This window comes from Neobacillus sp. MER 74 (assembly GCF_023714155.1).
This window is the reverse complement of sequence record NZ_JAMAUV010000011.1, coordinates 140,063-153,880: the sequence shown is the minus strand read 5'-3', so window position 1 is coordinate 153,880 and position 13,818 is coordinate 140,063. Positions and strand designations below refer to the sequence as shown.

Sequence of the window (13,818 nt, the reverse complement as noted above, 5' to 3'; positions counted from 1 at the left end):
CATTGCTATTACTAGAAAAAGACCAGCTAAAAACCAATAAGGATCAATTTGAAAAGATCGGGATTAAGACTCCCTCCTTTAATTTTGAAGAAGTTTGGGAAGAAACGAAAAAGGAACCGATCTGGTTACATTTCGGCGGCGGAAATCTTTTTAGAGCGTTCCATTCTGTGTTACAGCAGCATTTGATTGAGCAGAATGAAACCAATAAAGGGATCATTGTAGCTTCCACCTCCGATGATGCCTTGATTCAAAAAATCTATCAACCTTATGATAATTTAAGCCTCGATGTTGTCATGAAAGCGGATGGCTCATTAGATATGGAAGTAATCGCAAGTGTGGCTGAAAGTATTGCAACCTATAACGGCCCATCTTCTTGGGAGCGTTTAAAAGAAGTGGCAAGTCATCCATCCCTGCAATTCATTTCCCTTTCGATCACCGAAAAAGGGTATGACTTAAAGGATATGAATGGGGAGATTCGAGCGTCGGTACGTGAAGAAATCGAGCAGGGACAGGATCAGCCGAGTCAACATACGATGATTTTGCTGGCATCGCTTTTACATGAGAGATACAATTGTGGAAAAGCTCCGTTAGCACTCGTAAGTACAGATAATTTCTCCCATAATGGAGATAAGCTGAAAGAGGCTATTATGACGGTTGCTTCGATATGGAAGGAAAATGGTGTGGTTGAGCAGGGATTTATCGATTATTTGAATGATGAATCGAACATCACCTTCCCTTGGAGTATGATCGATAAGATTACCCCGCTTCCTTCTGTAACCGTACAAGAAAAGTTAAAAGACATCGGATTTGGCAGTGCCGAACTCATTCCAAAAAGAAAAAATGGGTCGCTCGTGGCTCCATTTGTGAATACCGAGGAATCTGAATACCTCGTAATTGAGGACCGTTTTCCAAACGGAAGACCGGCGTTAGAAAAAGCAGGCGTCTACTTTACCGACCAGGTAGTGGTCGACCTTGTCGAACGAATGAAAGTGTGTACCTGTTTAAATCCCCTTCATACCGCCTTAGCAATCTTTGGCTGCTTACTTGAGTATACCTCGATTGCGGATGAAATGAAGGATGCTGATTTAAAAGCATTAGTAGAAAAAATCGGCTATGATGAAGGGATGAAAGTTGTCACTGACCCTGGAATTATTGATCCAATGGAATTTATAAAAGAAGTCATTGAAGTCCGTTTTCCAAATCCTAATATTCCCGACACACCACAACGAATTGCGTCCGATACATCACAGAAGCTGGGAATTCGCTTTGGGGAAACGATTAAATTATATCTAGAAAGAGAAGACCTCGATGTCAATGATTTATCATTTATCCCATTAACGATTGCTGCTTGGTGCCGTTATCTGTTGGGCATAAATGATGCGGGGAAAGAAATGAACATTAGTCCGGATCCGCTTTTAGAAGATTTACAGTTACACCTTCAAAAGGTGGAATTTGGTAACGCTGATTCAGTCGGTAGTCATTTACGGCCCATTCTCTCCAACCAAAGAATCTTTGGTATAGATTTGTATGAAGTTGGCTTGGGGGAAAAAGTGGAAGAATTCTTCAAGCAGCTAATCAAAGGACCGGGCGCAGTTAGAACGACATTGCATCATCAAATCCATGTATAACTGAAACAAGTGACTCAGAGACTTGGACAACAAGTTTTTGAGTCACTTTTTTTTAAAATCCAATTCAGTTCAACTTGGTGTTCATGATAGTAGTATAATAATCAATGAGGTGCTAATCGTATGAAAGAAATAACTATAGGATCACTGCTAGAGACCATCGGTGAATTATTTTCAGATGAAATATCCATTGCGGTTTCGAATACAAAAGAATATATCTACTATCGGCCAAGTAAACGAATTGATTTAAAAATAAGCCCTGGAGACCCTGTAAAGGAAGGGACGATTGCCTATAATGCATTGGTGACGGGTCAAAAGGTCTCTGAGTTTATTAACCGGGATGTTTTTGGTATTCCTTATCATGGAATGGCGGTCCCATTTTTACATAATGGACAGCTTGAGGGGTGTGTAACAGCGATTTATCCTGCTTTAACAGATGGGAAATCAGTCGTTACCGTGAAAACATTGGATGGCTGGATTCCCATTCCTTTTTCAAAGGTCGTTTATTTAGAATCCAAAGATAAGAAGACGAGTGTTTATTCAGAAGTGGTGTCAGGCACTCATAAATACTCCCTGCAAGAATTTGAATATCTGCTTCCGAAGGATTCCTTTATTAGATGCCATCGCTCATTTATTGTGAATGTTAATCATATTAAAGAGATTCATCCTGATACTCATTCGACCTTTTTACTCTCTATGGATAATGGTGAGCGGGTACCCGTTAGCCAGTCCTACTCTAGTTATTTTCGAAAACTTCTAGGTTTCTAGATATTTCTGCCTTAGAGCCTAAATTTGCTGTTTTATCAGAATATTTCGTATCATACTCCATAATTTCTCATCTTGATGATGTAAATAGGTAAAATGAGGATAATACTTATTTACGAAGCGAGGGATTTGTTTATGGAGAAACATGTGGAGCGAATAAGAGATTCTCGTCTAAGAGATCGAGTGGTTACTGCTGAAGAGGCAGCTGCCTGGATTGAAAACGGAATGACGTTGGGGTTGAGTGGGTTTACACGTGCAGGTGATGTGAAAGCGGTACCAGTGGCGTTGGTCAACCGAGTAAAGGATGATGAATGGTTTAAAGTCAATGTCTATACAGGAGCCTCCTTAGGGTCCGATGTTGATAAATTATTTGCTGAAGCGGGGATATTAGGAAAAAGATTGCCTTTCCAAGCCGATGCCACTATGAGAAGAGGAATCAATCAGGGTGACTTTTTATTTGTTGATCAGCATTTGTCCCACACAGCAGAGTTGATTCGGTCCGATGTACTGAATATAGATGTCGCTATTTTGGAAGCGGTTGCAATAACAGAGGAGGGAATGGTGATTCCAACCACTTCGATTGGAAATTCCTTATCGTTCGCCTTAAATGCCAAATCTATTATTATTGAGATCAATATGGCTCAATCTCCACAGCTAGAAGGATTGCACGATTTATATGAACCTGGAAAACAAGGATCAAGGCTTCCTATACCGCTCGTTAAACCTGATGATCGAATTGGAATGATTGGCATTCCGATTGATGTTGAAAAAGTAAAGGGGATTGTGTTTACAGACCAGCTTGATTCGCCATCGACAATTGTTCCACCAGATGAAGATACAGAGATCATGGCACAGCATTTAATAGATTTTCTTCGAAAAGAGGTAAAGACAGGCCGATTAACGGAACGTCTAGCGCCAATACAATCGGGTATTGGTTCGGTGGCTAATGCTGTCCTGCATGGAATGTTAGATTCAGAGTTTGAAGATTTGGTAGTCTATTCGGAGGTGTTACAGGATGCGGTGTTTGATCTCATGGATGCTGGAAAAGTACGCTTTGCTTCTTGTTGCTCCATCACGCTTTCTGAAGCAAAACACCAGCAGGTATTTTCCAATTTTGAACAGTATCGTAATAAATTAATGATGCGCCCGCAGGAAATTTCGAATCATCCCGAAATCATTCGCCGCCTGGGATTAATCTCCATAAATACGGCTTTAGAATTGGATATCTACGGAAATATCAATTCCACTCATGTTTCGGGTGCAAGAATGATGAACGGTATAGGTGGTTCTGGAGATTTTGCAAGAAATGCCCGTCTAGCTATCTTTGTCACTAAATCCATTGCAAAAGCCGGTAATATTTCAAGCATTGTGCCTTTTGTCTCTCATGTAGACCATACTGAACACGATGTTGATGTGATCGTCACTGAACAAGGATATGCTGACCTAAGAGGATTGGCACCAAGGGAAAGGGTGGAGAAGATTATTGAGAATTGTGCGCATCCAATGTATCGCGATCAGCTACGAGCCTATTACCAGGAAGCACTAACAAGAGGCGGGCAAACTCCTCATGTTTTAGAAAAAGCTTTTTCTTGGCATACGAATTATGCCAAAAATGGAACGATGCTTGAAGCGGTATTAGAAACGTTATAGATTTACATTTGCTACGATTATGGTAACTCTGAAAAAAGCTGAATGGAGAAAATCTCCATTCAGCATTTATTTACTTAATTTCTAGTTCTGACTTTAATTCCTTTTGAACCCGTTGGATTTCTTCTTCTGAAACCAATCCATAATAAATGTTATCGATTCTTGTTCCTTCTTCTTCTATCTCCATTTGCTCAATGGATGATCCAACATGTTTATAACCTTTTTGAATAGCTACCATTTGATCAAACGTCAGGTTTGTTTTTACATTTTTGCCAAGGACGGCAAATATACCGGAAAACTTAGTTAAGCTGGATAAACTTGCTCCTTCTTTAATTACCCCTTCAATAATTTGACGCTGTCTGATTTGCCGGCCAAAGTCGCCTCGAGGGTCTTGTTTTCTCATTCTTGTATAGCTTAACGCTTTTTTACCGTTTAGCGTCAATTCTCCTTCAGGAAAATGGTATCCATCTTGGGTGAAATCTAAGTCATTATTGACCGTTATACCGCCAACGGCATCGACCATCCCCGTGAAGCCTTTCATATTAACCTCTATATAATAGTCAATTGGTATATCCAGAAAGTTTTCGACGGTATCCAGCGCCATGGGGATCCCTCCAAAGGCGTAGGCGTGGTTAATTTTATCCTCCGTCCCTTTTCCAATAATTTCAGTTCGAGTATCGCGTGGAATGCTTAGCATTTTTACGGAATTATTGTTGGGATTAACGGTTAATACAATCATGGTGTCAGAGCGGCCTGAGTCTCCTTCTCGCTCGTCCACACCAAGCATTAAAACCGAAAAAGGATCTTTTTCCTTAAGCGAAACGGGTTCCTCACGTTTTTCAGATTTTTCACGTTCCATCGGCTGATGCATCGCAGCAACAGCATTTTTGAAAGATTTATAGACAGTGGATCCATAGATTCCGCCGCCAATTAACAGTAGTAGAAGGATTGTGCCGGTCACCTTTACCCATTTTCTAAGTTTTCGTTTCCTTTTTTTCAATCGCATTCATAAACCTCCAAACTATCACAATCAGTTGTTCATATCATACGATAAAAGTGTTCGAAAGTCGTCGGTTTTCCGTTGCTATTGTCAAAATGTGTCGGAACTCCTAGGAATTAGGGGTGGGAAAATGGGGATAATAATGAATTAAGTCGCAGTATTCTGGTTGATTATGACTATCCCCAAAGTATCAGCCGTGAAACCTTCCCCCATCTCATACGTATGTATTCATAAATAAACGAACGAGGGTGACCGCATTACATGGAAACACGAGAAGATTTGTTAAACGAACTAAAGGTCATTGAGAAGTGGGAAAATGATCAGAGTGATCTGTGGATTTGGGATCGACTAGGCAGACTTCCATTTAAGATTCTTGATAAAATAACTCCTCAATTCATCCATAACAAAGTTGGTAATTTGCTAGAAGAAATCGGCTCCTATATTCAGAATGGTGGCAGCTATTTAATGAAAGAACATAATCTCTTTGAAAAAATTGAAAAAGAAACGGGCCGGCCCATCACGCAGGTATCGGATATTGAGGATATCCCGTTAGTTACTATGGATAAGTTGAGTCAGGAGCTGACCGGGCAACGGAAGAAGTTTGCGGCCATCCAAGGAGCAAGCACAGGAATTGGCGGGATTTTTACTCTTGCACTCGATGTTCCGGCGTTAATGGGTATCTCCTTAAAAACACTGCAGGAAATCGCCATCCTCCATGGGTATGATCCCAATGAGAAAAGCGAACGTATTTTTATGATCAAATGTCTGCAGTTTTCATCGGCAGATATTGTTGGTAAACGAGCGATTCTGAATGAGCTTTCCAGCTATTATCAGCAAGGGAGCGGGTCCAGTGAAATGATGTCGCAGCTGCAAGGCTGGCGTGAAGTGGTATATACATACAGGGACCAGTTTGGATGGAAAAAGTTGTTTCAGATGGTGCCTATCGCTGGGATGATTTTTGGGGCATTTACCAATCGCTCGATGATTAACGACCTTGCGGAGACGGGAATTATGCTTTACCGGAAAAGAAGGATTCTTGAGAGGTTGGAACAAAAATAGGTATAAAAAAGGGGACAGCATATTTTTGCTGTCCCTTTTGGCGAGAGTCATGGGATCCCGTCAAAACTTTAATTCAAACCTATTAAATGCTAACGAGAATTTCTGCTTTTTCCTCAAAATATTTATGCATAAGTGTATTAAGTTTGATAGAAAGATTGATGTATTCCGAGCTGCTTGGTCCATCTTGCTTACATATTTCGCTCAGTGTTGTTTTAAGTTGAACGATTTCCTTTAAAAGTTCCATATTTTCCTTTTGAGTTCGTTCCATTGTTTTCATCATACACCTCGTAAAATTATTTTTTACTGCCTTTGGTTTGGAAGGCATGATGACTTGATTCCATCTTTTTCGTCTTCTAATGATAATACAATTCCAAGCCCATTTTGATAGTAACATAGTGGATTTTTCATGTGAACACCGAATTTAATAGTAAAAATATTAGCAAAAAAGTAAATGATATTGGTATATCAATGCATTTAAATAGAGATTTCTAACTGCTTGGTAATAAACGTCTCTCATATTTCGACAAATTATTTCATAATAACATCAAAAATAAAAATAAAATTATTCGTAAATTTCAGATAATAATTCCCTCCAAAAAAATAGATCCGGCCGAGTGCCAGATCCAAACAGAATATATTAAAGGGGGTTTTTGAAAAAGAGAAAGGTAAGTGCTTGTCCTCTTCATGTACTTATCTTACCCTCAAATAATGAACAAACTATGAATAATTCGTTTAGATTTTATTAATTATTTAGAACTTGCAACCAATGTCTGAAAAATAGATACAATGTAATATTGAAATTAAATTTCAATAATATTAATAAAAATATAAAATACAATGATATTACAGAGGAGGATTACATAGTGAAGTATCGACTACTAGCAACAGACTTAGATGGCACGTTATTAAATGATCAAAAAGAGATTGATGTGGAAACAATCGAGGCGATTCATGAGTATCGCAAGCGAGGTGGCAAGGTTGTCATTTGCAGCGGACGCTCCCCGCTATCCACGCAATGGATTGCCCGGACAATTGGGCTTAGCGGTGAGCCAATTATTGCTTATAATGGAGCGATTCTGCTGGATGCGGATGGCGAAATCCGCGAGCAATCCGTTTTTCCATATGAGTCACTAATGACCTTTTGGGAAATATGTGAGACGGAGGGCATCTATGCGCATTTTTATGAGGGGGATATACTCCTCGTCCCTGAGGTGACTAAATGGAATGAGAAATGGATTGAAAATAACATCCCCACCCTGGAAGCATCTGGGGGAGAACCTCAACATTGCCAGAGGGTTCGGGAGAAATGTCAGGTGAAGGTCGTCGATGACTTTTACCAGTACCTGAAGGAGCAGGAGCGGAGCATTACAAAAATTGCTGTATTTGATGATGAGAATAAGCTCCCGGAGTTTACCCGGCGGCTTAAGGAACAGGCAGTGGAAATGGAAATTAGCAGCAGTTTTAATTTTATCAATTTAGAAATTACCCCCAGTGGTGTAACAAAGGCATCTGCCCTGGTTAAACTTACTGAGCAGTTGGGAATCCCGCTCTCACAAACGGCAGCGATTGGTGATAATTTTAACGATGCTCTGATGATCTCAGCTGCCGGCCTCGGAATTGCGATGGGAAATGCACCTGAAAAGGTGAGACAATTAGCGGATCGGGTGACTGGAAATAATAACGAGGCAGGGGTCGCAAAGGCGATTCGTCGTTACTTGTTTGAATAAGACCCTAGATCATCTCAGAGTGAAATAGTGTTTTGAAATACCATTTCACTATTTTAATAAATTACTTGAAATAAAATTTCAAACGGAATATAATAAACGTACGGTAACCGTTTTCACCTCAGAAAAGACTTACAGGAGGACAACGATCATGACAGAAAATCTTGAATTATTAACGACTGAATCTCGCAACGAGCAGTCCATGCAGATAGATACAGCAAGTCCAAGTGACATCTTACGAATTATGAATGAGCAGGATCAACTAATCGCACTAGCAGTCAAGGATGTTTTACCGGATATTGAAGCAGCCGTCCAATTTGTGGTTGAGTCCTTTAAGAACGGCGGACGCCTGATTTATTGTGGTGCAGGCACGAGCGGGAGATTAGGGGTTCTCGATGCAGTAGAATGCCCGCCCACTTTTAGCACAGACCCTGAAATGGTCCAAGGACTTATCGCAGGAGGAGACCGCGCCTTTTTGAAAGCAGTTGAAGGAGCGGAGGATCAGCCGGAATTCGGTGTGAACGATTTGAAAGAAATCGGGCTGACGAAAGATGATACGGTCATTGGTATTGCAGCTAGCGGCCGCACACCTTATGTTATCGGGGCGCTTCGATATGCACGAAGCATTGGAGCGAAAACCGTTGCCCTTTCTTGCAATAGAAATGCGGCAATTAGTCAGGAAGCCGACCAAGCAATTGAAGTTATTGTCGGTCCAGAGGTCCTGACTGGTTCGACACGATTGAAGTCAGGTACCGCTCATAAGATGATTCTAAACATGATTTCAACTTCTTCGATGATTCTTTTAGGAAAAGCCTATGAGAATTTAATGGTTGATGTTCATGTAAGTAACCAGAAATTAAAGGAACGGGCGATTGGAATTATTCGTAAAATTACCGGGGTTTCCTATGAACAGGCGTCGGAAACACTTGAAGCCTCCAATCTTCAAGTCAAAACGGCTATCGTTATGATTAAGACGAATACGTCGAAACAAAAAGCTGAACAATTATTAATAGAAGCAAATGGATATGTGAAAAAGGCAATCCAACATGTAGAAGAGTAATTTTAAAAAAGGTGGTCTTTGGTGTGGCAGCAGGCGGATTAAAAATGATTCAAAATATGTTGGAACAGCTTCCGGCTTCTGAGCGGAAAATTGCTGAACTGATTCTTGAAAATCCTCAAGTGATTTTAAACAGTACCGTCCATGACATCGGTTCCAAGGCTAATACAAGTGGTGCAGCTGTGATAAGACTGTGTAAATCTTTGGGCTTAAATGGATTTCAGGATTTAAAAGTAAGAATTGCAGGCGATCTTGTGAAACCGGTGGAGCAAGGGTACCGGGACATTGAGCCTGGTGAATCGTTTTTCTCCATCGCCCAGAAGACAACAAGCAATAGTATCCAAAGCATCCGCGACTCGGAAGAAATGATTAATTTTGATGAATTGGAACGTGCCGTTCACACCTTGTCTGCTGCACAAAATGTTCATTTTTTTGGAATTGGGGCTTCAAGCATTATCGCAAAGGACGCACAGCAAAAGCTCCTTAGGGTTCATAAAAATGCAACCGCTTTTACGGATACACATCTTGTTGCCACGTTAATTGCTAATGCCAATAAGGAGGATCTCGTGTTTGGGATCTCCCACTCAGGCGAAACACCTGAAGTCATTAAAGTTATGGCACTTGCCAAAGAGCGCGGCGTGAAAACGATTAGTTTAACGAAATATGGGCAATCAACGGTCTCTGCTTTGGCTGATATTAACTTGTTTACGGCGTACTCTGGAGAAGCTCCGTTTCGAAGTGCAGCTACTTCTTCACGCCTTGCGCAGTTATATATCATGGATATTTTGTTCTTGTCGATGGCAACCGTCCAATATGAGGATACGATTCATTCCATTGATAAAACAAGAGAAGCGATCCGGTTTATTAAAGATGGGAAATAGTCCTTTTCGGGAGGTGATGTGAACGCTTTTCCATTTGTAGGTTTAAGGAAATAAGTTCACTAAAAAAATAATCAACGGAGAGAAGGGGAACAAGAATGGCTGGAGAGAATAAAATTTTAGCAGAAAAGATTCTTGAACAACTAGGCGGCCCGGCGAATATTAGCAATTACACGCATTGTATGACAAGACTTCGTGTGACACCAAAGGATGACGCACTTGTCAACCAAGCGGCCATTAAGAAAATTGACGGAGTCATGGGCGTAGTAGAGGAGGAAACCCTCCAAATTATCCTTGGACCTGGAAAAGTAAATAGAGTCACAGAAGAGTTTGGTAAATTAATAGAAGACGCTGGCGGGATTGATTTGAAAGAAAAGGCTGCCAGCAAAAAGGCGGAAATCAACAAAAAGAATGCGACACCGTTTAAATTGTTTTTACGAAAAATCTCTAGTATTTTCATCCCGTTAATCCCTGCACTAGTTGCATCCGGATTGATTACAGGAATCACCAAAGCGATTGTCCAAGCGGGCTGGCTGGCAGCAGATTCCCAACTGGCGACTATTTTATCGGTTATTGGCAGCGGTTTATTTGGTTACCTTGGCATTTTAGTTGGTACCAATGCAGCGAAAGAATTCGGTGGTTCACCCGCACTCGGGGCGATTGCTGGTATTTTAATCATTAACCCTGCGGTTGCAGGAATTAAATTGTTTGATACTGCTTTACTTCCGGGACGCGGAGGTTTAATCGGGGTTTTATTTGCCGCCATCTTTATTGCTCTAGTTGAAAAACGAGTTCGTCGTTATGTTCCACAATCGCTTGATCTATTTATCACACCAACGGTTGCTTTATTGGTTACTGGTATTGTTACTTATCTTGTCTTTATGCCGTTGGGTGGTTTTGTGTCAGATGCGATTACAAAAGGATTAACGTCACTGCTTGATGTGGGTGGTGTAGTGGCTGGATTTGTCCTTGGGGCCACCTTCCTGCCGCTCGTTGTCACTGGTTTACATCAAGGATTAACACCGATTCACTTGGAGTTAATTAATACACTTGGAAATGACCCGCTTCTGCCAATCTTGGCGATGGGTGGTGCGGCACAAGTCGGGGCTGCATTTGCGATTTACGCTAAGACGAAGAAAACTCGCTTAAAAAGAGCGATTGGCGGGGGTCTTCCTGCAGGAATTCTTGGTATTGGTGAACCCCTGATTTTCGGTGTGACCTTACCATTAGGCCGTCCATTTTTAACTGCCTGCCTAGGTGCAGGTGTCGGCGGTGCGTTCCAGGCTGTCTTCCATGTGGCAACTATCGCGGTTGGGGTTTCTGGTTTACCGCTGGCATTTTTAGTCGTAACTGGGCAAGTCCTGCTGTATCTGCTTGGTGTATTAATTTCTTATGGAGCTGGGTTCTTGTTCACCTATTTATTCGGCTTCAATGATGATATGGCCGGTGAGTTTGATTGATCGGTATTAGTTTTTATTTAAATGATCCTTTAGCAGAAGAGCGGATTAGATTTGCTGGGAAAATGGGTGTGAGGCGGGCATTTACGTCGCTTCACATCCCAGAAGAGTCTGGGGATTTAGCAGGCCGTGCGTGTGAGTTGCTTGAGGCAGCAAAAGAGGCTGGTATCGAGGTGTATGCAGATGTATCGGCACGAACGCCTGCCCATTTAGGATTGGATAGTTTATTTTCGCTTAAATCCTTAGGGGTTATCGGTTTGCGGTTGGATGACTTTTTTGCGAATGAGACGATTTTGAGTCTGGCGAAGGAATTCAAACTCGCGCTTAATGCGAGCATTTTGTTTGAGGAAGATGTGCGGGCGCTGTTAGAAGGCGGGTTAGAGGCTAGTCAGCTGCTGGCTTGGCATAATTTCTATCCAAGGCGTGAAACGGGATTATCGGATTCGTTTTTTCAGGAGCAAAATGAGCTTTTTAGAAAATATGGGATTCCGGTAAGTGCGTATATTCCAGGTGATGGTGAGAAACGCGGCTCTTTGTATGAAGGGCTGCCAACCTTGGAAGATCATCGCGAAGTTGATCCGTATCGGGCTGCGCTGGAGTTGTTCCGCGCGGGTGTGGAGGATGTCTACATTGGTGATCCTGAGGTAAGTGTGGACCTTCTTCAAAAATTAAACGATTTTGACTGCCATCATCGTGTTTCGATCCGAGTTGAAGGCTTCCAGGAAGGTGAGTTCCGGCTCCGCCCTGATTTTTCCCGTGATGTTCTAAGGCTTATGGATACGAGAAGTTCTGAATCTGTCGCCGCTCGGAATACGGTGGAGCGGCCGCTGGGGACGATTACTCGAGATAATGATCACTATGGACGCTATCGCGGAGAGGTCCAAATCACGCTTCATGACCTCCCAGCCGATGAGCGAGTCAATGTGGTCGGAAGGGTTGTGGAGGAAGACTTGCCGTTGCTTTCCTTACTGCGACCAGGTCAACTTGTCAAGTTAATTCGGGTATGATATAAAAGTCAAAAAACCAAGGGAGCCCCTTGGTTTTTTTGTAGCTGCGGCTAGTAGTAACTAATTTTCCATCAGCCATTTTGTTACAATCTCTGATTTTTCCGCATCTAATAGATTTCCAGGCATTTTTTTCGTGCCTTCGTTGACAATATTCAGAACTTCCGCTTCTGAATATTTACCTTTCATATTTGTTAATCCCGGGCCAACAGCTCCTTGTAATGTATCGCCGTGACAAGCGGCACAACTTTCTTTATAGATTTCTTCCCCATCCATTGCTGTACTGGATTTAGTTGATGAACAGCCCGTTACTAATATAAGTGCCAACACTACAGCCACCCACAGTCGACTCACGATGTTTCCTCCAAACACATAATAATTGTTCTTTATATCTATCTTAATAGAGTTTGGGTGCGAAATTTCACTTCAAATATGAACAAAAATGTAAACTTCGCGCTATAAAGGACATATGGAGTGTTCAATAAACAGCTAATCACATCCTAGGAACGAACGTGGGCAGACAGGGTTATATTTGATACGCTATTACCTTCAACCAATTTGAAATCTATCATATTTTGTATTGGTACATTCTCACCTTGAATTTGTTTAAAAAGTAAATCTACTGTTTTTATGCCAATAAATTCTTCATCTTGTTATTCAATTGATTTCAGTCTTTTCTCTTTTTCAAGTAATCATTTCGATACCTAGCAGGTGAAGAGTTCATCATCGTAGAAAATACGCGTGTAAAGTAATGCACGGATCCAAAGCCGGTAACATCAGCGATTTCTTTAATCGGAATGCTTGTCATTTCAAGCAGGCGAGCCGCTTCTCGTACCCTTTCCTTGCGAATATAATGGGAGAAACTTTCACACAATTCATTAGAAAAGAGCCTCGATAAATGACGACTAGAAATGTGAAGATAGTCGGCGACATCCTCTAGCTTCAAGGGTTCTGATAAATTATCGCGGATAAACAATTTTGCTTGATACAAGTGTGTAGGAGAACTATTCGAAAAGATTTTTTCAGGACTGCGGTTTCGCTGATTTGCTTCGGAAAACAAAGAGTGAAAGGACAGTATGAGTGTGTGTGCCATACTAGTAATTATATTGAAATCGTCGCCGCTCCCGTTTGACGTATAATCTACTAATGCCCTCCAGATTAAGGCCGTTGGAGAATCATCTGCCTCACTGATACAAATCCTATTGGTTCTCGCCAGTTGATTAAACCTGTGACTGGCCTCATCCATTGATTTTTCATGTAAAATCTCAAATGCGACAAATACAAGAAACAGTCCTGTTTCACTTAGAATTTGATGATGAATGTTCGGACGAGATAAAAATAATGTCCCTTTCTTTAACCGAAATTGGTCATCCAAGTCTTTATAAAGTCCTTCTCCACTTAGTACATAACACACTTCATAAAAGGAATGCCTATGTACGGGATTGTTGAAATGCTTTGGGTTCACCCCCCAGTAATTCACCTTAAAGGCAATTTCTTCTCCAAGCGGCCCCAGGGCATATTGATTTAAACTTCCTTCACTGTGTTTACATGATTGAACGATCAAAAACATCCCTCCGATGTCTTCAAAAGACAAAAAAACAG

Annotated in this window: 13 protein-coding genes; 9 read left to right on the top strand and 4 right to left on the bottom strand. The window is 41.4% G+C overall.

The features are described from left to right. Window positions 1-2 precede the first annotated feature (2 nt). The 3 genes from M3610_RS18330 to scpC all read left to right on the top strand — a co-directional run bounded on the left by M3610_RS18330 (window position 3) and on the right by scpC (window position 4,040). A complete protein-coding gene (locus tag M3610_RS18330; RefSeq protein WP_251461266.1) occupies window positions 3-1,628 on the top strand; it encodes a mannitol dehydrogenase family protein in 1,626 nt (541 codons plus the stop codon). Window positions 1,629-1,748: 120 nt separating this feature from the next. Beyond that, window positions 1,749-2,393 (top strand): LytTR family DNA-binding domain-containing protein, encoded by a 645-nt coding sequence (locus M3610_RS18325; RefSeq protein ID WP_251461264.1) that lies wholly within the window; start codon window positions 1,749-1,751, stop codon window positions 2,391-2,393. 132 nt (window positions 2,394-2,525) lie between these two features. Then, entirely contained in the window at window positions 2,526-4,040 is a 1,515-nt protein-coding gene (scpC, locus tag M3610_RS18320; RefSeq protein WP_251461263.1) for a succinyl-CoA:acetate CoA-transferase ScpC, read from the top strand. A 70-nt stretch (window positions 4,041-4,110) separates the two neighbouring features. Here scpC and tagU read toward each other — a convergent pair whose 3' ends face one another. Next, entirely contained in the window at window positions 4,111-5,043 is a 933-nt protein-coding gene (gene tagU / locus M3610_RS18315) for a polyisoprenyl-teichoic acid--peptidoglycan teichoic acid transferase TagU (RefSeq protein ID WP_098573933.1), read from the bottom strand. 255 nt (window positions 5,044-5,298) lie between these two features. Between tagU and M3610_RS18310 the strand changes: the two genes are divergently transcribed. After that, window positions 5,299-6,096, top strand: coding sequence for an EcsC family protein (locus tag M3610_RS18310; protein WP_251461262.1), 798 nt, complete (start codon window positions 5,299-5,301; stop codon window positions 6,094-6,096). A gap of 82 nt (window positions 6,097-6,178) precedes the next feature. Here the strand turns inward: M3610_RS18310 and M3610_RS18305 are convergent, their stop codons facing one another. After that, on the bottom strand, window positions 6,179-6,364 hold the full coding sequence (locus M3610_RS18305) for a hypothetical protein (RefSeq protein ID WP_251461261.1): 186 nt from the start codon (window positions 6,362-6,364) through the stop codon (window positions 6,179-6,181). 595 nt (window positions 6,365-6,959) lie between these two features. On the opposite strand from M3610_RS18305, the gene M3610_RS18300 reads away from it, so the two are divergent. The 5 genes from M3610_RS18300 to M3610_RS18280 all read left to right on the top strand — a co-directional run bounded on the left by M3610_RS18300 (window position 6,960) and on the right by M3610_RS18280 (window position 12,219). Beyond that, window positions 6,960-7,823, top strand: a complete 864-nt coding sequence (locus M3610_RS18300; protein ID WP_251461260.1) for an HAD family hydrolase — start codon at window positions 6,960-6,962, stop codon at window positions 7,821-7,823. Between the two features lie 148 nt (window positions 7,824-7,971). Continuing rightward, complete coding sequence (murQ, locus tag M3610_RS18295; protein WP_251461259.1) at window positions 7,972-8,880, top strand: N-acetylmuramic acid 6-phosphate etherase; 909 nt, start codon at window positions 7,972-7,974, stop codon at window positions 8,878-8,880. 23 nt (window positions 8,881-8,903) lie between these two features. Continuing rightward, window positions 8,904-9,758, top strand: coding sequence for a MurR/RpiR family transcriptional regulator (locus M3610_RS18290; RefSeq protein WP_251461258.1), 855 nt, complete (start codon window positions 8,904-8,906; stop codon window positions 9,756-9,758). Between the two features lie 95 nt (window positions 9,759-9,853). Beyond that, complete coding sequence (locus tag M3610_RS18285) at window positions 9,854-11,215, top strand: PTS transporter subunit EIIC (RefSeq protein WP_251461257.1); 1,362 nt, start codon at window positions 9,854-9,856, stop codon at window positions 11,213-11,215. Continuing rightward, entirely contained in the window at window positions 11,212-12,219 is a 1,008-nt protein-coding gene (locus tag M3610_RS18280) for a MupG family TIM beta-alpha barrel fold protein (protein WP_251461255.1), read from the top strand. The genes M3610_RS18285 and M3610_RS18280 overlap by 4 nt, the downstream gene beginning before the upstream one ends. Window positions 12,220-12,279: 60 nt before the next feature. Here the strand turns inward: M3610_RS18280 and M3610_RS18275 are convergent, their stop codons facing one another. Together M3610_RS18275 and M3610_RS18270 are read right to left on the bottom strand one after the other, a co-directional pair. Next, window positions 12,280-12,570 carry a c-type cytochrome gene (locus M3610_RS18275; protein ID WP_251461253.1) on the bottom strand — a complete coding sequence of 97 codons (291 nt, stop codon included), beginning with the start codon at window positions 12,568-12,570 and terminating at the stop codon, window positions 12,280-12,282. 313 nt (window positions 12,571-12,883) lie between these two features. Further along, window positions 12,884-13,780 (bottom strand): helix-turn-helix transcriptional regulator, encoded by an 897-nt coding sequence (locus tag M3610_RS18270; RefSeq protein WP_251461251.1) that lies wholly within the window; start codon window positions 13,778-13,780, stop codon window positions 12,884-12,886. Window positions 13,781-13,818 lie beyond the last annotated feature (38 nt).